Here is a 22,998-nt window from a genome sequence, read left to right as displayed (position 1 = left end):
TGGATTTTTCCTATCGCTTGTCACGCAGAGACACTGACACCAATTCCTTGGCATCCAACGCATCTCTTCTTTGATCTGACTTGCAGTTTTTGCTTCTCAGTCCACCGAGCAAGCACTGCAGGCGATAGTTATTTATGCAAGTTGCACCTTTTGCAGGGTCGGCATATTTTGATTTAATAACACTTAAATAACTGCAGGCAAAGCCAACCAAAGCGATCATTAGACCAAGCCAGTTTTATTCATGCTTTTCCGCACTAATACTCAGCAATGCACCCACTTTTATAGCTTGACTTGTACCATCTTTTTTTTGAATTTTGGCTTCAAGCTGTTTGCCATCTCGGCATCTTCAATTTGCCTGTGGGTTTGGCATAGGTCTCTAGCAGCATCTTGGTGGAATGACCTGCTGCCGCTGCCAAGTCAGCTGGCGAGTTCCCCATCGCTAAAGCATGAGATAAAAATCTATGGCGTTGGGCGTAAAGACGGCGGGGCTTCAAGCCACAACGCTGCAATGAACGCTTCCACACACGACCCACTAGATGGTCGTAGATGTTGGTGTGACTGGTGAGAGAGATAAACACCAATCCATACGCCTCATAAACACCCAGCTGCTCCATCTCAGCCTTGTGCTGCCTCAACACCTCCAGCACCTGAGCGGTCAGTGGCACAACCCGCTCTCTTCCTGTCTTCGTCGTTGCCCAGCTGTGATGACCTGAGCAATAGCCATCACGCCGCAGGCTCTTGCAGACCAGCACCTCACCGTCTTCCCAGCGAATGCAATCCCAGGTCAATCCCCTGATTTCTGCATTCCGCATCCCTGTGCTGAGCCACAGCAGAAACAGCGGGTAATACCAGCTCTCATTGCTCTCCAAATCAGCAAGCACTGAGTGGATTTCATCCACGCTCAGCACTTCGCTCTGCACTGAGCGCCGCTGCCACTTGAGCTTGTGAGAAAAGAGATGGCGCTGCCTCCACTGCACTGGCGGTAATGGCTCATCAACCCAGCAATCGTGCAGTCGCTCAATCCACGCTCCTCTCTCAACCAGCGCAGAAACTCCTCTGCTTCACTGCGATTGCGGATGGGTTTTCCATATCGCTCCAGCAGCTTGTGAGCGTGAACTGCAGCAGCCTGGCGTTTGGTCTCTGCCCTCACCCTCAGCGCCTCCAGCAGTGCTACCTGCTTGCCACCTATCAGCGGTTGATATGCCATCAGGCTGCGGTCAAAGCAGCCTTGTTGATAGTCGCTCCAGATTTGGGCACTGATGGCTTGTGCCTTGGCGACAGCCACAGGGTCGCTCCAACGACCCAGGCGGTTGACAAACGCATCCTTGCCATCAATCCGCACCCTCACCTGGAGTGTGCCGTTGTTATTGCGGAGCGATGGCGGCTTGAGCAAGATGCTGGATTGCTGCTGACATCAGGGCTACGGCTGCACCACTGATTTATCCATCAACCCCACCAGAGCTTGTAGCCCTACTTAGCCGTTGAGCATCTGCAAGCAAGAAAAATCGCTCAAATCAGCTGCAGTGGCTTGAACCTTGGCTGACTGACCCAGAGCAAACTTTCAAAAATCAAGCCCAGCCTGAGCTGCTTGAGCTCACGGCTCGATTCACGCAGTGGTGGATGCCATAGCTCACATACACATAAAACCGCCCTGGCTCGCCAAACAGGGTTTCGTTTTGCGGTGAGCGACGGCGGTAGCCGTGACAGGCAGGCTCATCCTGCGAATACGCCTCCGTCTCCACAATCACGCCCCAGAGCAAGCTGCCATCCGCTTGGCGTTTCACCAACCTGCAGCCCACCAAGCCAGGTCCCACTACCTCTGCAGGACGGCAGAAGAAGGATTTGTGTAGAGCTGGGAAATCCTTGGTAATGGGCTGGGTGGCTACAAAGTTGCCCACAAAATGCCACCCGTGCCAACCTTGGCAAAAGGAGCCGCATTAAAAAGAATGCTAAAGCAAGTTTTTGTAGGAACTTGGGCAGTAATCACGTCCTTCACCCCTTCATGCACAGCTACAGAGACCACATCAAAGATCCAATGCGAGGCGGCAGGAGATGCCGTGATAGCCACCCACACTGGTGAACTAATTCTCGAACAACGACTAGTAAAGTTTCAAGAACTAGAAGAGTATGGAAGAAACACAACAGGCCGAAGAGGAGGACAAAGAGCAATATGCACAATCAAAAATGATCCCCCTGGATATCGGTGGGTATCATGCGGGAAAGACGGCGATGGCTATACAAGCTATATCAACGGAAGCAGACAAAAGCTAATGGAGGTGGAAGAAGCCATAACCAACAGAATTCAATACCGTGGCTGGTCTGGAGCCTGCAAAGTAAAGCTCTGAAACCCCATCAAGAGCAGGTCGACAGCAGAAGACCTTCGGGGGAGCAGATCATCCAAGAGAATGGGCTGGGCATCGGACCAACCAGAACATTAGACCTGCAAATACCTACACAAAAGCCTTACATCCTCTGATATCAGCCATTCACACACAACAACAAACAAGCTGAACATTATTGACAGCATGAATTAAGCCGAAAGGACACAGTGCAAGCGACAAAATCCATCAGCCGCCATGCCAAACGTCAAAACAATAAGACCGAGGAAGAGCCTTCACAGACTACTTCGGGCCCTAAAGAGAGCAACAGCGTCGCCAAGCAAATTAGGGACCAAAGGACTCCGAGCATCTGGGATCATAATCATTGCCATACTAATCGGCTTCATAATATTCAATACCACTCAGACGAATACTCTAACAGTTGCGAAAAAAGACCACTATGAAGCCATCACCAGAAAAGACAAAGAGAATGCATACACGCAATTCACGATTGGAATATTTATACAGAAAATATCTGCTTTTGACCCGCAAACTAAAACATTTGCCGCTGACGGATACGCATGGGTGAAATGGAAGAAGCCCGTCAAGGCATGGGACGAGGAAACACAAGCAGACCCAGCACGGACGCTTGAGTTCCTTAACGCCGTTGAGCATTGGGACTTTACAAAAGAGCTCTCACCTGAAGACCCCTATACAGACAGCGATGGATGGACATACCAGTCCGTTGTCTTCTCTGGAAGATTCCTCGCTAATGACATCGACCTGAGACGATTCCCATTTGAATCTATTACCCTGCCAATAGAAATAGAGTCAGACGATTTTTGGCTTACAGAGCTGGTGTTTGAAACCGACCATTCAGGGTCCTCCGGAATTTCTCAAAAAAATGCACTTCAAGGCTATACACTTAATCAGGCGACCTTTAAATCAAGGAAACACATATACCCAACAGCAATGGGACTCAATGCAGATGCCAGGGAGGAGTTTGGCAGCGAGAATATTGGCATTTACCCCAACTTTATAACAGAGGTAAGCTACACAAGAAATTTTGGATCTAGCTCTTGGCAGCTACTATTACCCTTAGGAATTGTTTCGTCAGTAGCCTTCTTAACTCCCATGATTGACGCGAGAGCTGCGGAGGCAAAGATAGCCCTTCCAGCGTCCGTCATACTTACACTTGTCTTTCTGCAAGACGGCTACAAACAGATGCTCCCTCCATCACTATCCTACCTAACGCTATTAGACAAGTTTTATATTGCAATGTACGTCTCAGCCCTTGCGGTCTTCGGCATAACGATTTGCTATGCAAACAAAATTTCTCGGTCAACAGACGAGGACAAACCAGAAACTGCACAAACAATTAGAAGAGAGGAAGCACAAGCAAACTTTGCAGTAATTGCCCTTCTGTGCATCTTCCTAATGGGGATTTGGGCCAGCTCATAGAGGTAAATGCCTCTTACCCCAAAGCAATTTCAACGACTACCTGAAGAGCCCAGGCAATAGCTTTAGAGGCGCATTGACTCTCCAATCAACCCACAGGCCTCATTATTGTTGAGCATCGAGGCAACTTCTCAATTCAGCGCCCACAGCCTCCGCAGGCCGGGCGAGCAAGGCCCTTGCAAGAGCAGGTCAATCATTGGCGATGGGTCAGGCGGCCACAGAAGTGGCTTCATCAAGCCATCAGTGCAAGACTTGCAATAGACCAGCCTTAAGACCAATGCTCAGACAGTCTTTTGCAGTCACCTGTCTTGCCACCTTGCTGCTCAACACTGCTTGCAGCAAAGCAAAGACGCAGGACCTCAAGGTCACGCCCCTTGCATGGCAAGAGCTGCCACGCGGATGCAGCCTTTATTTCTACAACAACAGCAACACAGAGCCCCTTGTGTGGGCAACTTTTCCAAAAGCCAAAACATCTAACAATCGTTTGCTTATCGGCATCAACGGCAAGCAAAGAGAGGCCTATATCTCCACTTACACAGACACAAGAATAGAAGCAGAAAACGATGGATACAAAGTAGTTCTGTCCGTCAAACAATGGGACAGGGTTGGCTACGAATTACAGAAAGGAAATGGGCTGCTGACAATCAATCAACGAAAAGGGAGCCAGAAGTTAAGGCTCAACGGCACAGCAGAGCGAGGCTGCTAGAGAAACTGCACGACCAACATGAAGCCTAGATTTTGCATGAAAGATTCATGCAAAACGTTCTGGCCTGCACAGCCCGAAAAGATGTTGAGGCGTCCCGATCTGCCTGTGATCTGAGAAAAGGCGGCTTCTCGATACCTGCTGAACAACGGTCTGCTTGGCTGGAATCGGCCGAGGCCTGAGCATGCTTCATCGACTTCCGCCTCCTTTAAAGCGTCGGATCCGGTTAGCTGGATGCCAGGCCATGGCGCAATGGCGTCGGTACCCAGGCACACCAGCGCTCCAACATCGGCAGCTGAGCCAGACAGAAGCCGAAGCCTTCACAGCTAAGGCCAGACCTTGGCAAGAGATCACTACACCCATTCCGGAACGGGGAGACGCCACAACCTGCGCAAACCGCCTCCACAACCTGGAACGTGCGATTGAAACGCTTCACAACCACCTCATCCCTTCCGGTGAGGCTTTCAGCCTGTCGCAGCTGCTCGGAGAGCCCACAGAAGCAGCTGGCTACCGAGCTGGCCCCGTCTTCATTCGGGGGCAAGTTCTCTCCGAGGCCGGAGGCGGCCTATGCCTGATTGCCACCAACCTGTACCAATTGTTCCTTCACGCCGGCTGTCGGGTGCTTGAGCGCCATAACCACAGCATCGATGCCTACGGCGAGGAGCGCTTCTACTCGCTCGGAGAAGACGCAGCGATCGCATACAGCACCAAGGATCTCGCCATCCGCAATCACTTCCAGATGCCGATGTTGCTTCAGATCCGACTCGGCCCCCATGCCGTCCATAGTGCGCTTCTGGGGCCAGGGGCTAGGCCTGTACAGACCCTCGTGCACTCAGTGGTTCTGGAGCGCTATCCACCATCGACCGAGCAACAGCACCCGGGGTGGCAGGTGAGCACGAGCCGCTTTAGCAAACAGGCATCAAGCTCAAGATGGCTACAGGACTACCTGGCCTTCAGCCACTACAGGCCCTGTTGAGCATCCCAGGCATGTCTCCCTTCACCACCGTGACCAGTAGCAGCTTGCAAGCCCGCCGCGATCTGGTGTTTCTCGTGCTGGTGGGATTGTTCCTCGGCACCCTGGGGATGCTCAACATCCTCGGGCTGACGCGCTTTCTAGCTCTGGGCCACATCGGCTCCTGGCCAATCGTGGTGGCCGTCGGTGCACTCCCCTACCCAGTCACCTTCCTCTGCACCGACCTGATCAGTGAACTGTGGGGTGAACGCAAAGCAGCACAGGTGGTGTGGGTGGGGCTACTGCTCAACGTCTGGGTGGTGCTGATCCTCTGGCTGGGAGGCGTGATGCCGGGGCTCCAAGACGCTCCAGAGACGACCTTCTTTGAGATCCAGCGGCTGGCCTTTGGTTCAGTAGGAGCCTCGATGGTGGCGTATCTCACCGCCCAGTTCGTGGATGTTCGTCTGTTCCATTTCTGGAAAGAACGCACCCAAGGGAAAGCTCTATGGCTGCGTAACAACGGCTCCACCCTGGTGAGCCAGCTGGTCGACACCAGCGCGGTCGTGCTGATTAGCCACTACGCAGCCCACGTGCTGCCAATCCGCACCGGCGAACCAGTGCTGCCGCAGCTCACCGCCTTCATCGCCAGTGGCTATCTGTTCAAAGCCATGGCGGCCCTCGCAGACACACTGCCCTTCATCTGGCTTACTGCCTGGTTGCGGCAATGGCTGGACGTTCCAGAGGCAGGTCAGGAAATCACTGGTTAACCACCAACCGTTGCATCCTTGACTGTGTCGTTGCCTGGATCGCGCCAAAACGACAGCTGAGCGATCACTGCACGCCAACGGTGACGATCAGCGCACCAATTCCAACTCCAACCTGATTGGTTGGCATGCTTACAGCATCAAGCATCTGACCATGGACGCTGCCCTCTCAGGATTCAACCTCGGCACCGTGCTGCTCTTTAGCTGCGGGTTTTTCGTGCTGGCGACGCTCTATTTCGGGACCAGAGGTGGCTACTACAACACCGACAAGTACGACGGCAACGGCACCGCCCATTGATCCCTTCCCCGATCGGCAAGCGGGGGGTTGCTGAGCGATCATCAGACGAATGATTCGCTTGGCATGAGTTCCCCCCTCCCAGGACCGGTCTCCAGCACCGAAGCGATTCGACTGGCTCTGCGCAGCTGGCCTGAAGTAGATCGCTATCTGGAGCAGTACAAAGGTGTGATCATCCCGCTCGGATCGACCGAGCAACACGGACCCACCGGAGCGATTGGCACCGACGCACTCACCGCCGAAGCGGTGGCCCTCGAGCTAGGGAGACAGAGCGGTGTACTCGTGACTCCAGCCCAGGCCTTTGGCATGGCAGAGCACCATCTAGGTTTCGCCGGCACGATGAGCCTGCAGCCCAACACCCTGCTGGCCGTGCTGCACGACCTGGTTTTGTCCCTGGCCACCCATGGCTTCGAGCGGATCTTCGTCGTGAACGGACACGGCGGGAACATTGCAACAGCCAAAGCCGCCTTCGCCCAGGCCTATGGCACCGCCACCAGCCGCGGCCTGCCAGTCGCTCCACGACTGCGCTGCAGGCTGGCGAATTGGTTCATGGCCGGACCAGTGATGCAACATGCGCGGTCGCTCTACGGCGACAGGGAAGGTCAGCACGCCACCCCGAGCGAAATCGCGCTCACCCTGCATCTGCATCCCAGCCTGGAGGACAAACAACGCCCACTACCTGAACCACCCCCCTGCGGGCCCATCCATGGCCCGGCAGATTTCCGCCGCCGCCATCCCGATGGCCGCATGGGCTCTGACCCGTTTCTGGCGAAGGCTGACCATGGCGCCGAATTCCTGAGCACGGCAGCGACGGCGCTGCGCAATGATTTAGCCACCTTCCTCACCGCCGCATGAGCAAAATCACAGCCGACGACGTGCGCAAGGTGGCCAAGCTGGCTCGGCTCGACCTGCCGGAGGAGACCATCACCACCTACACCGGCCAACTGGAGCGCATCCTCGATTACGTCGAACAACTCCAAGCCGTGGAGACAGAAGGAGTGCCGCCAACCACTCGCGCTGTGGAAGTGGTCAACGTCACCCGAGAAGATGCCGTTGTGCCAACTGATGTGCGCGAAGAACTGCTGGATCAAGCGCCACTGCGGGAAGGCGATTTCTTCAGGGTTCCCAAGATCCTGACGGAGTGATCAGCCACGAACAGAAGGCACCAAGCCGAACCGAATCAGCACAAACTCAATGCTGATTAGAAGCGTCTGCGTGCCGGCGTAACGGCTGTGCGCTGGAGCAGACCCATCCAACCCCGACGCATGCGAGAACTTGGCATGACCCAAGCAAGACGGCGCATCTTGCTGCCATGTGGCTTATGGCTACGCACCCCAAGGAAGATGTCGTAGAGGAAGTTGAACAGATCGGTGCGCGTCTCAAAGAGCCCAAGGCGCTGAGGGGAACCCTTTGAATCGAGCAGGGGCTTGGTGGCTTCATAGGCCGGCTTGTACTCGAACCAAGGGATCGAAGGCCAGAGATGGTGAACCAAGTGATAGTTCTGGCCCATGATCAGCCAGTTCATCGTGCGACCGGGATACACGCGCGCGTTCTGCCAGCGGTTACGCGACAGAAACGGACGATGGGGCAGGTAGTCGAAGAACAAGCCGAGGGTGACACCCACCATCAAGGCTGGGGCAAACCAACAATTGAAAATGAAGGACAGAAAATCAAAACGAACTGCAGCGACCACAATCGTGATGAAGACAGCCCGTTCAAACCCCCACTGCATCAACTCCCAGCGTTTCCAGAGCTTGCGCTGAAAAAAGAAATACTCGTGATAAAAAAACCGCGGTGCAATCAGCCAAAGCGGACCGAAGGTGCTGACGATGTGATCGGGATCGTTCTTGGGGTCATTCACATGGGAGTGATGCTGTAGATGCACTCGCGTGAACACAGGAAAACTGAAGCCAAGCAGCAGAGCTGACCCATGCCCCATCGCCTGGTTGATCCAGGGCACAGGATGGGCGGCCTTGTGGCATGCATCGTGCACAACGGTGCCTTCCAAATGCAGTGCCAGAAATCCCGTCATCAACAGCACGGGCAGGGGCCAGGTCCCGATAAACCACCCCCAAATGGTGACCGCGGCGAGGGCATAGCCACAGAGGAACAGCCCCACGGTGGGGTTCCACGCCGCAGGGGGGTCAAGGAATTCCTTTGGCACTGAGCGCAACCCCTGGCCCGCAGGCGGTGCAGTGAAGGCAGCAGCGGTTGCGTTGGTCATCGGTTGACGCAGCCTTCTCAACATGTCACAAGCACTTGACCCTAAGAAAAGTGCAATGCCCACCGGGGGACTTGAACCCCCACGACCGAAGCCACTGGTACCTAAAACCAGCGCGTCTACCAATTCCGCCAGGTGGGCAGCGGCCGAACTCTAGGCATCCAACCAGAATGGAGCCAACCCGCACCCACTTGCTGATGCTGGCCAACCTCACCGGAGATCTCTGCCTGCTGGTGGGCATGGCAGTGCTGTTGCTGCCCCTGCTGGCAACTGAACTGAGCCGACCGCGCGATGGTCTCTGGGGGGCAGTGGTTCTGCTGCTGGGGCTGGTGCTGGTGACCAGCAGCGATCTGCTGCGGGGGTCGCCGATGCTTGCTGTGGTCTGCGGCACTCTGCTCATCGGCCGACTGGGCAGTGAAGTGGCCCAGGCTCGCTGGCACCAGCTCAGCAGCGAGGAGAAACAGCGTCTCAGTTCTCGCGAACGCTGGATCACAAGCGTGCAGCAGCTGCTTGCGGCCATGGTGAGCCTTGGCAACAGCGCCGGAGCAGCACTCACCGCCCTCAAGCCCTCCCCACCGACCTCCGCAAAGCCTGAAGGAACAAGCCGCACGGGGAAACGCTGGGTCCGTCCTGAAACAGAGGACACCACCCCTGAGCCATCCAGTACTGACCAGGCCGAAAGCACAGCGCCTGAGGTCCACCACGACACCACAGTGGCCTCCCTCAGTGCTCCTGAACCCCTAGAAGCCGCAGAGATAAACGCACCATCCGAAGCAGCCGAAGCAGCAGTCAACGCTGAGACGATCACCGTGACAGCCGATCCAGTTGCTGCCAAGCAGACATCCCCCGAATCGGCCTTGCCAACGCACAGCGCACCCTCAGAGAAAAGAGGCAAAGGCTTCGGCAGCCCTCGTGTGAAGGGAAAAGGCAAACGTTGGGTTCGGCCGGAACCGAAACCAGCAACATCACTGGAACCACCCAGCGATGCAGACATCACAACGGCTTCGAGCACGGTCCTGTCCGAGCCATCCGGCGACGATCCGGAAGCCGAAACCCCGATGAGCACCGGCGAGGACTGATAATCCCGGTTGCTGCAGCGCCATTGTGTCCCAGGAGAGCCGCCCGGCCGCTGATGCGCGCCCCTCATACAAGGAAACCCTCAACCTTCTCCAGACAGGGTTCGGGATGCGTGCCAACGCAATCCAGCGCGAACCGCAGCTGCAGAGCTTCTGGACCGAGCAAGGAATCGACCAGCGCCTTGGCGAAGAGAACCCAGGCCCGGTCTTCACGCTTCACGACGGTCCCCCCTACGCCAACGGGGCCCTGCACATGGGGCATGCCCTCAACAAGGTGCTCAAAGACATCATCAACAAACATCGGGTGATGAAGGGTCAGCGCGTGCGCTTCGTGCCCGGCTGGGACTGCCACGGCCTGCCGATCGAACTCAAGGTTCTCCAGGCCATGGACCAAGAGCAACGCAAAGCGCTGACACCGGTGAAGCTTCGCAAGAAAGCTGCGGTCTATGCCCGCAAGCAGGTGGACAGCCAAATGGCGGGCTTCAAGCGCTGGGGGATCTGGGCCGACTGGAGTCACCCCTATCTCACCCTCCAGAAGGAGTATGAAGCCGCCCAAATCGAGGTCTTCGGGAGCATGGCCCTCAAGGGCCACATCTATCGAGGCCTGAAACCGGTGCACTGGAGTCCAAGCTCCCGCACCGCCCTTGCCGAAGCCGAACTGGAATACCCCGATGGTCATACCAGCCCAAGCGTGTATGTGGCCTTCCCAGCTGTCTCCGTGCCAGATGCACTACGTGCCTCTCTCAAGGAGCAAGGCCTAGAGCTACCGATCGAGGGTCCCGAGCTCGGGCAGACGTTGAAGGTGGCGATCTGGACCACCACCCCCTGGACTCTTCCCGCCAACCTGGCGGTGTCGATCAATGAGCGCCTGGATTACGCCTTCGCGGCCGATGCAGATGGCCGTTTGCTGATTGTGGCCTCCGAGCTGTGCGAGAGCTTGGCCTCCAAGTTCGAGACCTCGCTAACCCAGAAAGCCGTGGTCAAGGGAGCCGATCTTGCAGGCCTCAGCTACCGCCACCCCCTGCTCGAGAGGGAAAGTCCGATCGTTGTCGGAGGGGAATACATCACCACGGAGTCCGGAACCGGGCTGGTACACACCGCCCCTGGCCACGGTGTGGATGACTTCAACACTGGCCGGAAGCACGGGCTGCCCGTGCTGTGTCCGGTGGATGAAGCAGGCACCCTCACCGCCGAGGCCGGTCCTTTCGCGGGCCTGAACGTCCTGAAAGATGCCAACCCGGCCATCCTCGAAGCACTGGAAGAATCGGGCGCACTGCTCAAACACGAGAGCTATGCCCACCGCTACCCCTACGACTGGCGCACCAAGAAACCCACCATTTTCCGTGCCACCGAGCAGTGGTTTGCCTCCGTGGAGGGGTTCCGCGCCGATGCCCTTGAGGCGATCGATCAGGTGAGGTGGCTCCCGGGCTCCGGCCGCAACAGGATCGAGTCCATGGTTGCTGAACGGGGCGACTGGTGCATCTCCCGACAACGCACGTGGGGTGTACCGATCCCAGTCTTCTATCACCGCAGCAGCGGCGACGTGCTGTTGAACGCCGACTCCATCAGCCACATTCAGGCTCTCATTGCCGAGCACGGGGCCGACGTGTGGTGGGAGAAAGACGAAGCCGAGCTTCTGCCACCCAGCCATCAGACGGAAGCTGACCAGTGGCGCAAAGGCACCGACACCATGGACGTGTGGTTCGACTCCGGCTCCAGTTGGGCCGCCGTGGCCAGCCAGCGCGAGGGCCTGAGCTATCCCGCCGACCTTTACCTGGAAGGATCCGACCAACACCGGGGCTGGTTCCAGAGCTCCCTGCTCACATCGGTGGCGGTCAACGGCCATGCCCCCTATCGCACTGTGCTCACCCATGGCTTCGCTCTCGACGAGAAGGGCCGCAAGATGAGCAAATCCCTCGGCAATGTCGTTGATCCGATGGTGATCATCGAGGGTGGCAAAAACCAAAAACAAGAGCCGCCCTATGGCGCCGATGTGCTGCGTCTTTGGGTGAGCTCCGTGGACTACTCAGCGGATGTGCCGATCGGCGCCGGCATCCTGCGCCAGCTCGCCGACGTCTACCGCAAAGTGCGCAACACTGCCCGCTACCTCCTCGGCAACCTCCACGACTTCGACCCGACACGGGATGCCATCCCGATTCACGAACTGCCGTTGCTCGATCGCTGGATGTTGCAGCGCACCGCCACCGTGCTCGACAGCATTTCAGAGGCCTTTGAGAATTTCGAATTCTTCCGCTTTTTCCAGTTGCTGCAGAACTACTGCGTCAGCGACCTCTCCAACTTCTACCTCGACATCGCCAAAGACCGGCTTTACGTCAGTGCCCCCAACGACAAACGCCGCCGCAGTTGTCAAACGGTGATGGCTCTCATCATCGAACGACTCTCCGGGGCGATTGCCCCCGTGCTCTGCCACATGGCGGAAGACATCTGGCAGAACCTGCCCTACCCGGTAGAGGAAGACTCCGTGTTCCGCCGCGGTTGGCCCACGGTGCCAGACAGTTGGCGAGACGACAGCCTCCAGGCCCCGATGCAGCAGCTGCGAGACCTACGAAGCGCCGTCAACCGCGTTCTCGAAGACTGCCGCGCCAGGAGAGAACTAGGCGCGTCCCTCGAAGCCACCGTGCGGATCGATGTGCGCAGCCCAGCACTGCAAGACGCGGTGAACTGGATGCAGGAGCACGGGCAACCGGAGGTGGATGGGCTACACGATTGGTTGTTGGTCTCCCAACTACAGCTGGGAGGTGATCCCTGGGCCGAGCTTTTGGCGAGCGAGGAGAGTGAGCTGGCCGTGATCGAAGTCGCCCGTTCCCGTGGTCAGAAGTGTGAACGCTGCTGGCACTACGAAAACGACATCGGGCAACACCCAGATCACCCCGAGCTGTGTGGTCGCTGTGTGGCCGTGCTTGAGCGTCGTTAACTCAGATCCAAGCCTCAGGGTCGAGCAACTGGTGAACGGGGACTGGTCCCAACAGCGGTTGCTCAGCATCCGGATTCAATGGCCCCACAAGCAACGTGGCCTGCTCAATGCAGGCCCCATCAGGCAACACGCTCTGATCGGGATCAAAGGCTGTGGGGTGAGTGATGCAACTGCTGAAGCCACGGAACAGCAAGAGTTCAAGCGCTTCTGTTGCACCTCCCGACAATTGGACATAACCCGCGAGCCGCACGACACGGTCGGGGCGCTCACGGCTGATGCTCTCCAAGATGACGAGCTCGCCTGACGTCAACGGATCAGAACTCACCTGCGACGCGCCCCTGTCTGGGCAGACGGACCAACAACCACTGGAGCAGGCCCACGACATAGGCCACCAGCATCACGTAGCCAAAGAAGGCCGCGACGGCTTCGTTCCAGTCTCCACCGAACAGGAAATCAAACACTCTCTCCAGCACCCGATGCAATCCTTGGGGGGCCTCAAGCCAGGCTTTGCAGTCACTGCCCTGGAGTGCCGTCACACAAGAGAGACTGCTGATCGCCATCGCGGTGGCGATCACCGAGAACCCACTCAGGGCCCACCGCCAGAGCCTCACCGTGAGGGTGAGTGGGTTGCGCAGAGATCCATCAGCGAGCTCCTCATTCAGATCCACCCAGAACCACACGCTGATCGTCATCAGCACGGGGGCCAACAAGGCTGTGATGTAACCCAGTGGGCGCTGATCCGTCAGCAACAGCAAGGTGATGACAAGCAAGCTGGCCACCTTCCAATAGATGCCGAGCAAACGATTGATCACCGCCTCCCTGCGCACCGCGGCCCAGATCAGCAGGACAAGCGGCAGACCCAAAGCGAAAGTGGCTCCGAGGCGATAGGTCAGCCACACCAGGCTGCGGTAAGGAAGATCGGGCACCGGAGTGGTTCAAGTCGGCGCCATTATCGACGCACACATCCGCAAAGGCAGGGTTGGTAAGGTCCAGCCATGCGGCTGTTCTCACCGTTCAACTGGTTGCGACCACGCAAGGCCCAGGCCCGATGTCGCACAGCGCTGTCCAGTCAGACCTCCCTGGATGCAGCCGTGAAGGAGGTCAGCACCGCTCTCGGACCGGCCAAAGCTGACCTGGCCCTGGTGTTTGTCTCCAGTGATTTCGCCAGTGATCTCCCTCGACTGCAGCCACTCCTTCAGGAGCGACTGCAGTCGGAGCACTGGCTGGGTTGCATCGGCGGCGGTGTCGTCGGCACCAACAGCAAAGGCAAAGCCTGCGAACTGGAACAAACACCCGCCCTGAGTGTCACCCTGCTCAACCTGCCTGGGGCGGTGCTTCAACCCTTTGCGGTCACAACCGACACCCTGCCCGATCTAGACGGATCCAATCAGCAGTGGCAGCAATGGCTTGGACTGGATCCTGCGGCGCTGCGGTCGCTCATCATCCTGATTGACCCGAGCAGCTCGAGCATCAACGACATGATGAGCGGCCTCGACTACGCCTTCCCCTCCGCTCCCTGCCTGGGAGGAATTGCCGCTCCTCATGCAGCACCCCATGGCTCTCTTCTGCAGGGACAGGCCGTGAGGAGTGGAGCCGTTGGCATTGCCATTGGCGGGGACTGGACGCTGGAACCGGCGGTAGCGCAGGGCTGCAAACCAATCGGCCCAGTGTTCTCAATCGAGCAAGCTGAACGGAACGTGCTGCTCGAACTCAGTCATAACCAGAAACGCGACACGCCTGTTGCCTGCCTGCAGCGGGTTCTTGCCGAGCTCAATGACGAGGAACGCGAACTGGTGAAAGACTCCCTCTTCCTGGGCATCGAAAGAGGTGCTCTGCTGATGGGAGCCAGCACTTCCCCAGAACCACGCAGTGCCTTCCTGGTGCGCAACCTGATCGGCGTCGATCCCCGAAACGGAGCAGTCGCGGTTGCCGAAAGGATCCGGGTCGGACAGAACGTTCAGTTTCAACTACGGGAAGCAGAAGCCTCCCGCAGAGAGGCCCGCCAGCTGCTCTGCGAGGCCCGAGAACGTTGTGATCAACAGCCACTGTTCGGCCTACTGTTCGCCTGCCTCGGGAGGGGGGAAGGCCTCTTTGGCAGCAAAAACGGGGATGTTGGGATCGCCCGTTCCGTCATCGCAGACCTACCGATCGCGGGTGCCTTCTGCAACGGCGAAGTTGGCCCTTTGGCCGGGAGCACCCACCTGCATGGATACACCGCCTGCTGGGGACTCCTGCGTCACGCCCCCCTGGCAACCTCAGAGGCTGATCCACCACCCTCTGCCTGATCTTGCGCCAGCACGTCAATCCCCTCAGCCGGTTTTTCCAGCTGCCCCGGGAGCTGCCCGGGCCGGATGCGCTGTTTGACGATCCGAGCAGACCCATCCACCTCGACATCGGCTCTGCCAGGGGCCAGTTCTTGCTAGCCCTGGCGGAAACCCAGCCACACTGGAATCACCTTGGCGTCGAAATCCGCAGGCCCCTTGTGGATGCAGCCCAACGCGATCGGGAGGCCAGGGAGCTGCACAACCTCCATTTCCTCTTCTGCAACGCCAACGTGAGCATGGAGGGCTGGATGGAGGCGCTACCAGCCGATCGTCTCCAGCGCGTGTCGATTCAATTCCCTGACCCGTGGTTCAAGAAACGGCACCAGAAAAGGCGGGTGCTGCAACCCTCCCTGCTGCTCGCCATCGCCTCCGCACTCCAGCAGGGCCGCGAACTGTTCATCCAGAGCGATGTCCTCGAGGTGATCAAGCCGATGGTGGCTCTCACCGAACTGAGTGGATGCTTTGCGCGCCCCAAGGAGGACACCCGTCCCTGGCGAGGGGCTAATCCGCTACCCGTGCCAACAGAACGAGAGCGTTACGTGTTGGAGCAGCAGCTGCCGGTGTACCGGGTGTTGTTCCGCCGCAACAACACGCCACTGCCATCCGTTGCAGAACTCGAACAATCCTGGGAACGGGTTGATAATTCAGCGGACACCACACCCTCCCCGTGATGGCTGACGCTGATGGCTGATGCGGTTGCCACACCTCCGTTATTGCTGCGCTGGCAGGGATGGCTCCCCTGCTCGAGCGGCCAGCAGAAGCGCCTACAGGCCACCGCCTGCCTGGTGCTGATGGCTCTGCTGGCCACTTTGCCCGTGATCAGCCGCACGGGTCTCAGCCTGGTGGTGATGGCCTGTGGTGCCCTCTGGCTGCTCTGGGCCCTCATCACCCCGCCCGGTCGACTTGGTGCGATCAGCGGCTGGATGCTGCTCTACCTGGCCATTGCCGTTCTGACCACAGGGTTTTCGCCTGTGCCCATCGCAGCTGCAAAGGGCCTGATCAAGCTCCTCAGCTATCTCGGGGTCTATGCCCTGATGCGCCAACTCCTGCAGGCGCGTCCGATTTGGTGGGATCGTCTCGTGGCAGCGCTGCTCAGCGGCAGTTTGCTCAGCAGTGTGCTGGCCCTGCGTCAGCTGTACGGACCGACCGAAGAACTCGCCGGCTGGGCTGACCCCAATTCCGTTGCCGAAGGCACGATTCGCATCTATGGCCCCCTCGGCAATCCCAATTTGCTGGCGGGTTATCTGGTGCCGATCCTGCCCATCGCCCTGGTGGCCCTACTGCGTTGGCGCACCTGGGGGCAACGGCTGTTCGCCGGCACGTCCCTAATTCTGGGAACGGGCGCGACGCTGTTCAGCTACAGCCGCGGCGGCTGGCTGGGAATGGTGGCGGCCCTCGGCCTTGTGCTCCTGCTCCTGCTGCTGCGGGGCATCCGCCATTGGCCGCCGCTCTGGCGGCGGCTCCTTCCTCTTGGCCTGCTCATGCTGGCAATCGCCCTAACTGCCGTAGCTGCAACCCAGGTGGAACCAATTCGCACCCGCGTCGCCAGCCTGCTGGCAGGTCGTGGCGATAGCTCCAACAACTTCCGGATCAACGTCTGGATGGCCTCGATCGAAATGGTTCAGGACCGCCCCTGGCTCGGCATTGGCCCTGGCAATAACGCCTTCAACAGCATCTACCCCCTCTATCAGCAGCCGCGATTCAATGCCCTCAGCGCCTACTCAGTACCTCTCGAGATCCTCGTAGAAACAGGAATTCCAGGCCTCATCGCCAGCCTTGGTTTACTTATGAGCAGTCTGCGCCGCGGCCTCATCGGGCTCGGAGGTGAAGGGCTGCTCAACTTGCCACGGCTGGCGAGCCTTGCCGCCATCGCTGGCTTGGTGGTGCAAGGCGCCACAGACACGATCTTCTTTCGGCCGGAAGTGCAGATCGTTGGCTTGTTCTGCCTCGCCACCCTGGCCCAACCCGTCACAACCGCTAACGAAACAACCCTCATCGACGCAAGGGAACAACCATGCTGATCGCCGGATTCGATGCCGGTCAAACCCACACCCGCTGCCGCCTACAACGCTGGCTCTGCAACCCTGAACCAGGGGCCGATGCAGGTGCTGGACCAATCGTTGGCGAAGGCGAGGGGAGTGGGGTCTGCCACCTCGCTGCCGACGGTGGCGAAGCCGCCTTTCAAGCCGCGATTCGCTCCAGCCTGAACGCTGCTCTCACAGAAGCCGCCCTGCCCCAAACCACCCCGATCAAGGCAGCCGTCGTTGGCGCCAGCGGCATCGAACAGGGCACGGCCCTGCAACAACGCGGGCATGCGTTGCTCTGCCAAGCCCTCCAACTCGACCCGGCCATGGCCCTTGTGAACGGCGACGAACGCACGGCCCTGCATGCCGCCTTTCCCCGTTCAGCAGGGATTGTGCTGATCAGCGGCACCGGCATGATTTGCCTTGGCCGCAATGCCGAGGGGCGAGAACACCGCAGCGGAGGCTGGGGCTGGCGGCTCGACGGCGCCGGATCGGCCTATGACATCGGCCATCAGGGCCTACAGCTGAGCCTGCGCATGGCCGATGGTCGTTTACCCAAGACCCGATTACTGGACCAACTCTGGACAGCTCTGGGGTGCAGCAGCCCCGAAGCGATCAAAACACTGGCAGCAGGCCAGGAGATGGGCGTGGCTGCCATAGCCCGCTTAGCCCCGCTGGTGGAAGCGGAGGCCCAGGCTGGCGACACACAAGCCCTGCAAGTACTCGATCACTCGGCCATGGCGTTGGCAGAAGCGGTGGCGGCGGTCGCCAAAGCTCTAGACCTTCCCTCGGCATCGATCAGTGCCCAGGGAGGCGCGATTACTCATCTTCATTTGCTCCGCAACCTGGTGGAGCAACACCTCACGGCCAAGCTGCCCCACTGGCAATGGGCCAGGAGCGACGGCGATGCCTGCGACGGTGCTCTGAGCCTGGCCCTAGGGCTACTCAGGCCGCATTGAGATGCTGATCAGCAGCAACGGCGAGACGCTCAGTCCAGAGGTCCACACTGGCTTGCTCTGCCGCCTCAACCATCACTCTCAACAGGGGTTCAGTGCCGCTGGCCCGTACCAAAACTCGCCCCTGATCAGCCATCGCTTCCTCTGCTTCACGCACGAGCGCATGCAAAGGCTCACAGCGATCCCAATGTTTGCGACGGCTCAGATCAGGCACCCGCACGTTCACCAACTTTTGCGGATAAGGCTGGAAACTTTGATCCAATAACTCGGCCAGGCTGAGCTCCCGCTGCTGGCAGAGGTTGGCGATCTGCAGAGCGGTGAGCACCCCATCGCCTGCCAGACCATGGGCCGAAGAGAGGATGTGACCCGATTGCTCACCGCCAAGGGCGGCGCCAGAGCTCACCATCGCCGCATGCACGTGCTGATCGCCCACAGCAGTGCGTTGGAGAACACCGCCTCGCGCCTGCCAGGCCCGTTCGAAGCCAAGATTTGACATCACTGTGGCCACGAGAAGCTGATCAGGCAGAGCCCCCTGATCCTGCAGTGCTGATCCCCAGAGATAGAGCACGTGGTCTCCATCAACCACCCGACCCTGACCATCCACAGCCAACATGCGGTCGGCATCGCCATCAAAGGCAAAGCCCATGGCGGCACCACTGGTCATCACCGCCTCCCGCAATGGCTCGAGATGGGTTGACCCGCAACCAACATTGATGCGGGTGCCATCCGGTTCTCCGTGCAGCACCGCGAGATCAGCACCAAGAGCCTGAAACACCTCCGCACCGAGAGCCGTGGCCGATCCCCAACAGAGATCCAGAACCAGCTTCACCCCCTTGAGTCCCTGCCCAGGCACGCTGGCCAACAAACCATCCCGGTAATGCTGGAGCAGTTCCGGCCGGTGGTGGGCGGGTGCACAGGCCGGCTCCACCTCGGCTGGAGCGGAGGTGGCTGACGCACCGCGCAGTCCTGACTCAATCGCCTGCTGCAACTCAGGGCGCACCTTGTTGCCATCCGCACCAAACACCTTGATGCCATTGTCATGTGGCGGGTTATGGCTGGCAGACACCATCAAGCCACCGGCGGCACCGCATCGACGGATCAAGTGGGGCACCGCCGGGGTAGCGCACAGTCCCAAGGTCCAAACCTCACGCCCCGCAGCGGTGAGACCGGCCGTGAGCGCCGACACCACCATGGCGCCACTGCAGCGTGAATCCATTCCGATCAACACCGGACCCTGCCGCGGGAACACGCGGCCGCACCAATAGCCCACCTGAAGCGCCAAAGCGGGCGTGATCGCAGAACCCACCCGTCCACGCAGACCATCAGTGCCGAAGGCCGCCTGGGAGGGATGGTGGGGCATCCCCAGGGGCGGAGTGGCGTGGTCGGCCATCAGGTCGCAGTTGAGAGAGCTGGAGGTTAATCCGCTTCCAGGCGTCTCACCGCCAGCGCTTCGCGGCCAGCAGCAATCCCGCCAGCTCCAGCACTGCCCAGACAGCGATGAGCACCACCACCCAGCCGGGTAGCCACAGCAGAGGCCACATCCATCGCCCCCCCCAAATCAAAAGCAAGAGCAACCACGCCAGTGCAATGCGTCGGCGCTGGAACTGTCCCGGATGCGACTCTCGCTTCACCCTCGCCATGCCAGAGGTCATGCCTCAGCAACAGAATGCCAGCAGTTCGCGCCGGCGGCTTGACTGAGCGTACTTCCCGCGGCCTGCTGCTACTCGGCGGCACAGTGATCGGCAGCGTGGGGCTGATCCTGGCCGGTCAGCAGCTGCTGCGACACCAGCACACCGTGCTCACCCCTGCCGCCAGCGAGGCAGTGCTGTGGAAGAACTACCGATGGTCATGGGATCCCGGCCAACGGCGCGAAGCCGCCTTGCTGCTAGCGACCGCCGATCAAGACTCTCAAAGGCGCCGGCAACGGTTACTGCAGGGACAGGCCTGGGGATCGGCACCGATTGCCGCTGCTGTCCTGCAACAACAAGCCAGTACGGCAAGCCAACTAGGCGACCTTGATCGCGCCAAGTCTCGCTGGCAGGCACTGGTGCTGCTCTTCCCTGACAGCCCGCTCAGTGCGGATGCTGCCTATCACCTCTCCAGGACAAACCCTGACCTCACACAACACCTGCTGAAGCAGCATCCAGCCCATCCCGCCAGCCTTGAACGTGCTGTGGAAACCAAGCAGGCGCTTCATCTAGCGCGCTGGGGCCCAGGCCACCATGGCGCCGGGGGGGTAATCCGTGAGGCCTGCCTCCTGAGCACCACTGCCGCAGCCCTCAGCAACGACGAGCGTCAGTTACTGGCCAGGGCCCTGGCGACCCTCGGGGATGGACAGGCAAGCCTCGACTGCCTGCAGGGAGCGCCCCCTCAACCCGCCACTGCCCTGAGCATCGGCCGAGCCTTGCTGCAGGGCACGCAAGAACAGCGGTCCAAGGGGGAACGCTTACTGGTGGCACTGACCCATAGCAGTGCCAATCCTGTTGGTGCCACTGGCCTCGAGGCGGCACGCCTCCTGAGCGAGCCGTTGTACCCGGAGGCAACGCTGCTAGCCCAACTGCCGCAATCGTTGCGCGATCAGTCCGCCGATATCGCAACAGCTGAGGTGCGCCTGGGGAAGCGCAAGGCTGCCTCTGTCTTCCAACGATGGCCGAAGCATCCAGCCAGTTGGCAGCTGCAGTGGGACCTAGCACGAGCGGAACTCTTGGCTGGTCGTTGGCAGCAGGCAGAAGGCTGGCTGCAGGCACTGGCCACCACCGTGCTGCCGGAACCGCTTGCAGCACGGCAGCGCTTTTGGCTCGGGCTCAGCCTTGCCAAGCAAGGGCGTGCTGCGGAGGCCAAACGCCAATGGCAAACGCTACTGAAACAGCATCCTCCGGGGTACTACACGTGGCGAGCCTCAGCCCGGCTTGGGCAAGACACGCTTCCCGGCCTGAATCAACCTGCTGAGGTCATGTTGAACTCTGGTGATCGGGACACAAGCCCTCCGAGCTTGAAATGGCGCCCTCTCAAAAGCGACGACGCCTTAGTCAACAACCTATGGCGACTGGGCATGGCGAAGGAGGCATGGGAAAGCTGGCGCAGCCGTCATGCCAGCCGCCTGGATCCCACCTCACTCAGCCCTGCACCCGATCACGCCGAGAGGATCACGACAGGACGCCTACGCCTCGCTGTCGGAGACCACTGGGGTGGGCTCGACACTCTTTGGCGCACGAGCCTGCGTCTCGTGGGTGAAAGCTGCAACACGCGCTGGACACTGCATCATCTCCAACATCCGCGTCCGTTCGCCGCTGTCTTTGCGGCGGCTGCGCACGAAGAAAACGTGCACGAAGCCCTGCTGCGAGCGATCGCCAAACAGGAATCCCGCTATTCACCCGGGGTGCGTTCGGTTGTGGGGGCCCAAGGGTTAATGCAACTGATGCCCGCCACAGCAACCGAATTGGCCGGACGCAAGCTCAATGACAAGGAGCTGAAGGATCCGAAGGCCAACTCCAGACTCGGAGCCCGCTACTTAGGCCAACTGTTGGACCAGTGGCAAGGCAACCCCTGGCTCACGGTGGCGAGCTACAACGCCGGTCCAGGCGCCGCCGGAGGTTGGCGCAGCGACGAACTAGAGCAGGACCCGGAACTCTGGAGTGAACGAATCCCCTACCCGGAAACGAGGATCTACACCAAAAAAGTGCTGGGCAACCTCTGGGCCTACCTGCAGAGCAACCAGGCCGCCTGCGCGCCGCGACACGCTGACACCGCAAACGATTGACCTGGGGGGATCTGTTTCAGATTCAGAAACTGATCGACGCTGAAGCCGCCAGTGGCCAAAGCGGGCTCGACAAGGAATGGCCCAGCCAGATCCCAGCCAGCACAATCATCGCCATCCAGAACGCCATCACGACAGGCGGCGGCACCACCCTGATTCGGGTGAGATCCAAACGAGCCAAAAGCACAGCTGAGGCAAGAATCAGCACATCAGCAAGCAACTTCAGCTGCAAGACATACAAACCACCTGTAATCACCAAAAGCAAGGTGACCACGAGGCTGAAGACCCTGCTAGAGGCCATCAGCATCGAGATTTGACGAAGCAGCAAATCCGGCATGGTGCAAATGATCACCACCACCAGAGACTGGACCACCTCCACCGTCCAATAGATCTGAGGATCCAGGCCTTCCCCTTGAATCAGCTCCTGTTGGAACACGGTCCAGTGGTGGCCCATCACCGTCGCTACCCCGAACAGGAGGAGCACCAATGGCGCACGAAAAGGCAGCAGCAAAAATCTCAGCAGCGGCATCGGCAGTCGCGCTTGATCAAACGCTAGCAACGCCGTTCACGAGAGCCTGCCAGAGTGACGTCCGTCTCTGAAGTTCGGCATGACCGGTCAGTCCGCGTCCGCGAGCCTGAGCGCACTGCAAAAGATCCTGCTTGTCATTAGCGCTGTGTTGTTGGCGGTGGTGCTCTTTTTGCTGCGCAATGGCATGTCGGCGGAATCACCGATGGATCAACTCGCGCGGCGATCACTTTCGCCGGAAGTGGCTCTGAGCAATCAAGCTCCAACCATGCTCGAGTTTTATGCCGACTGGTGCGAGGCCTGCCGGGAGATGGCACCAGCGATGCTGGACACCGAACGACGCACCAGCGGACGGATGGATGTGGTGCTGATCAATATCGACAACCCCCAATGGCAAGACTTGATTGACCGCTATGAGGTCAACGGCATTCCTCAGTTGAATCTGTTCGACGCCGATGGGGAGCTCCGCGGCAGATCGCTTGGTGTGCGCACACCCGCCGAACTTGAAGCCCTCAGCACAGCACTGATCGAAGCAACACCCCTGCCGCAGTTCTCAGGGATCGGCAGCATTAGCGCCCTAGAACCTGTCGATTCAATTGCTACAGCCACATCCGGCAGTGCCGGGCCTCGCAGCCACGGCTGAAAGAAACGGCCATGATCGGCCAAGACCCGTTTATTTCATTCCCATC

General features: G+C 59.3%; 24 protein-coding genes, 1 tRNA gene and 1 pseudogene. 16 read left to right on the top strand and 10 right to left on the bottom strand.

Annotated elements, in window-relative coordinates:
• Positions 1 to 320 precede the first annotated feature (320 nt).
• From SIB72_RS05930 to SIB72_RS05920, 3 genes and pseudogenes are all read right to left on the bottom strand, one after another.
• Entirely contained in the window at positions 321 to 899 is a 579-nt protein-coding gene (locus SIB72_RS05930; protein ID WP_413744950.1) for a site-specific integrase, read from the bottom strand.
• A gap of 2 nt (positions 900 to 901) precedes the next feature.
• Positions 902 to 1,393 carry a hypothetical protein gene (locus SIB72_RS05925; protein ID WP_413744949.1) on the bottom strand — a complete coding sequence of 164 codons (492 nt, stop codon included), beginning with the start codon at positions 1,391 to 1,393 and terminating at the stop codon, positions 902 to 904.
• A gap of 178 nt (positions 1,394 to 1,571) precedes the next feature.
• Positions 1,572 to 1,898: pseudogene (locus SIB72_RS05920) on the bottom strand (DNA-3-methyladenine glycosylase); the annotation flags it as partial.
• 21 nt (positions 1,899 to 1,919) lie between these two features.
• Between SIB72_RS05920 and SIB72_RS05915 the strand changes: the two are divergent.
• From SIB72_RS05915 to gatC, 8 genes are all read left to right on the top strand, one after another.
• Entirely contained in the window at positions 1,920 to 2,345 is a 426-nt protein-coding gene (locus tag SIB72_RS05915; RefSeq protein ID WP_413744948.1) for a hypothetical protein, read from the top strand.
• Positions 2,346 to 2,576: 231 nt separating this feature from the next.
• Positions 2,577 to 3,779, top strand: a complete 1,203-nt coding sequence (locus SIB72_RS05910; RefSeq protein WP_413744947.1) for a hypothetical protein — start codon at positions 2,577 to 2,579, stop codon at positions 3,777 to 3,779.
• Between the two features lie 193 nt (positions 3,780 to 3,972).
• Complete coding sequence (locus tag SIB72_RS05905) at positions 3,973 to 4,482, top strand: hypothetical protein (protein WP_413744946.1); 510 nt, start codon at positions 3,973 to 3,975, stop codon at positions 4,480 to 4,482.
• Between the two features lie 241 nt (positions 4,483 to 4,723).
• On the top strand, positions 4,724 to 5,455 hold the full coding sequence (locus SIB72_RS05900) for a VanW family protein (RefSeq protein ID WP_413744945.1): 732 nt from the start codon (positions 4,724 to 4,726) through the stop codon (positions 5,453 to 5,455).
• Positions 5,456 to 5,466: 11 nt separating this feature from the next.
• A complete protein-coding gene (locus SIB72_RS05895) occupies positions 5,467 to 6,198 on the top strand; it encodes a queuosine precursor transporter (protein WP_115120019.1) in 732 nt (243 codons plus the stop codon).
• A 151-nt stretch (positions 6,199 to 6,349) separates the two neighbouring features.
• Positions 6,350 to 6,493: a hypothetical protein gene (locus tag SIB72_RS05890; RefSeq protein ID WP_413744944.1), complete on the top strand. Its 144-nt coding sequence runs from the start codon at positions 6,350 to 6,352 to the stop codon at positions 6,491 to 6,493.
• A gap of 63 nt (positions 6,494 to 6,556) precedes the next feature.
• Positions 6,557 to 7,345 carry a creatininase family protein gene (locus SIB72_RS05885; protein ID WP_413744943.1) on the top strand — a complete coding sequence of 263 codons (789 nt, stop codon included), beginning with the start codon at positions 6,557 to 6,559 and terminating at the stop codon, positions 7,343 to 7,345.
• On the top strand, positions 7,342 to 7,635 hold the full coding sequence (gene gatC / locus SIB72_RS05880) for an Asp-tRNA(Asn)/Glu-tRNA(Gln) amidotransferase subunit GatC (RefSeq protein WP_115120015.1): 294 nt from the start codon (positions 7,342 to 7,344) through the stop codon (positions 7,633 to 7,635). Before SIB72_RS05885 ends, gatC begins: the two co-directional genes overlap by 4 nt.
• 56 nt (positions 7,636 to 7,691) lie before the next feature.
• On the opposite strand, the gene crtR is transcribed toward gatC, so the two are convergent.
• Positions 7,692 to 8,714, bottom strand: a complete 1,023-nt coding sequence (crtR, locus tag SIB72_RS05875; protein WP_115120013.1) for a beta-carotene hydroxylase — start codon at positions 8,712 to 8,714, stop codon at positions 7,692 to 7,694.
• 56 nt (positions 8,715 to 8,770) lie between these two features.
• Positions 8,771 to 8,852 (bottom strand) — tRNA-Leu (locus SIB72_RS05870).
• A gap of 29 nt (positions 8,853 to 8,881) precedes the next feature.
• Between SIB72_RS05870 and SIB72_RS05865 the strand changes: the two genes are divergently transcribed.
• Both SIB72_RS05865 and ileS read left to right on the top strand, forming a co-directional pair.
• A complete protein-coding gene (locus SIB72_RS05865) occupies positions 8,882 to 9,790 on the top strand; it encodes a hypothetical protein (protein WP_413744942.1) in 909 nt (302 codons plus the stop codon).
• 25 nt (positions 9,791 to 9,815) lie between these two features.
• Complete coding sequence (gene ileS / locus SIB72_RS05860) at positions 9,816 to 12,722, top strand: isoleucine--tRNA ligase (protein ID WP_413744941.1); 2,907 nt, start codon at positions 9,816 to 9,818, stop codon at positions 12,720 to 12,722.
• A gap of 1 nt (position 12,723) precedes the next feature.
• On the opposite strand, the gene SIB72_RS05855 is transcribed toward ileS, so the two are convergent.
• Both SIB72_RS05855 and SIB72_RS05850 read right to left on the bottom strand, forming a co-directional pair.
• Positions 12,724 to 13,032 carry a hypothetical protein gene (locus SIB72_RS05855; protein ID WP_413744940.1) on the bottom strand — a complete coding sequence of 103 codons (309 nt, stop codon included), beginning with the start codon at positions 13,030 to 13,032 and terminating at the stop codon, positions 12,724 to 12,726.
• Positions 13,033 to 13,036: 4 nt separating this feature from the next.
• Positions 13,037 to 13,648 (bottom strand): DUF3177 family protein, encoded by a 612-nt coding sequence (locus SIB72_RS05850; RefSeq protein WP_115015856.1) that lies wholly within the window; start codon positions 13,646 to 13,648, stop codon positions 13,037 to 13,039.
• Between the two features lie 69 nt (positions 13,649 to 13,717).
• Here SIB72_RS05850 and SIB72_RS05845 point away from each other — a divergent pair, with 69 nt between their 5' ends.
• The 4 genes from SIB72_RS05845 to SIB72_RS05830 are packed head-to-tail and all read left to right on the top strand — an operon-like array spanning position 13,718 to position 18,029.
• A complete protein-coding gene (locus tag SIB72_RS05845) occupies positions 13,718 to 15,007 on the top strand; it encodes an FIST N-terminal domain-containing protein (protein WP_413744939.1) in 1,290 nt (429 codons plus the stop codon).
• A gap of 2 nt (positions 15,008 to 15,009) precedes the next feature.
• Entirely contained in the window at positions 15,010 to 15,717 is a 708-nt protein-coding gene (trmB, locus tag SIB72_RS05840) for a tRNA (guanosine(46)-N7)-methyltransferase TrmB (RefSeq protein ID WP_413744938.1), read from the top strand.
• Positions 15,718 to 15,729: 12 nt separating this feature from the next.
• Positions 15,730 to 17,067 carry an IctB family putative bicarbonate transporter gene (locus SIB72_RS05835; protein WP_413744937.1) on the top strand — a complete coding sequence of 446 codons (1,338 nt, stop codon included), beginning with the start codon at positions 15,730 to 15,732 and terminating at the stop codon, positions 17,065 to 17,067.
• Entirely contained in the window at positions 17,061 to 18,029 is a 969-nt protein-coding gene (locus tag SIB72_RS05830) for a BadF/BadG/BcrA/BcrD ATPase family protein (protein WP_413744936.1), read from the top strand. The genes SIB72_RS05835 and SIB72_RS05830 overlap by 7 nt, the downstream gene beginning before the upstream one ends.
• Here SIB72_RS05830 and glmM read toward each other — a convergent pair.
• Together glmM and SIB72_RS05820 are read right to left on the bottom strand one after the other, a co-directional pair.
• Positions 18,016 to 19,416 carry a phosphoglucosamine mutase gene (gene glmM / locus SIB72_RS05825; RefSeq protein WP_115119999.1) on the bottom strand — a complete coding sequence of 467 codons (1,401 nt, stop codon included), beginning with the start codon at positions 19,414 to 19,416 and terminating at the stop codon, positions 18,016 to 18,018. The two genes, SIB72_RS05830 and glmM, sit on opposite strands and share 14 nt — an antisense overlap.
• Before the next feature lie 46 nt (positions 19,417 to 19,462).
• A complete protein-coding gene (locus tag SIB72_RS05820) occupies positions 19,463 to 19,678 on the bottom strand; it encodes a hypothetical protein (RefSeq protein WP_413744935.1) in 216 nt (71 codons plus the stop codon).
• Positions 19,679 to 19,692: 14 nt separating this feature from the next.
• Here SIB72_RS05820 and SIB72_RS05815 point away from each other — a divergent pair, with 14 nt between their 5' ends.
• Positions 19,693 to 21,786 (top strand): transglycosylase SLT domain-containing protein, encoded by a 2,094-nt coding sequence (locus SIB72_RS05815; protein WP_413744934.1) that lies wholly within the window; start codon positions 19,693 to 19,695, stop codon positions 21,784 to 21,786.
• A gap of 22 nt (positions 21,787 to 21,808) precedes the next feature.
• Here SIB72_RS05815 and SIB72_RS05810 read toward each other — a convergent pair whose 3' ends face one another.
• The gene (locus tag SIB72_RS05810; protein WP_413744933.1) at positions 21,809 to 22,312 is read right to left on the bottom strand and encodes a hypothetical protein; all 504 of its coding nucleotides are present in this window, start codon (positions 22,310 to 22,312) and stop codon (positions 21,809 to 21,811) included.
• A gap of 79 nt (positions 22,313 to 22,391) precedes the next feature.
• On the opposite strand from SIB72_RS05810, the gene SIB72_RS05805 reads away from it, so the two are divergent.
• Positions 22,392 to 22,952, top strand: a complete 561-nt coding sequence (locus SIB72_RS05805; RefSeq protein ID WP_413744932.1) for a thioredoxin domain-containing protein — start codon at positions 22,392 to 22,394, stop codon at positions 22,950 to 22,952.
• Positions 22,953 to 22,998 lie beyond the last annotated feature (46 nt).

Source organism: Synechococcus sp. MIT S9451 (assembly GCF_047304725.1).
GTDB lineage: Bacteria > Cyanobacteriota > Cyanobacteriia > PCC-6307 > Cyanobiaceae > Synechococcus_C.
Note: the sequence above shows the minus strand (reverse complement) of the source record. Positions and strands in the feature narration are given on the sequence as shown.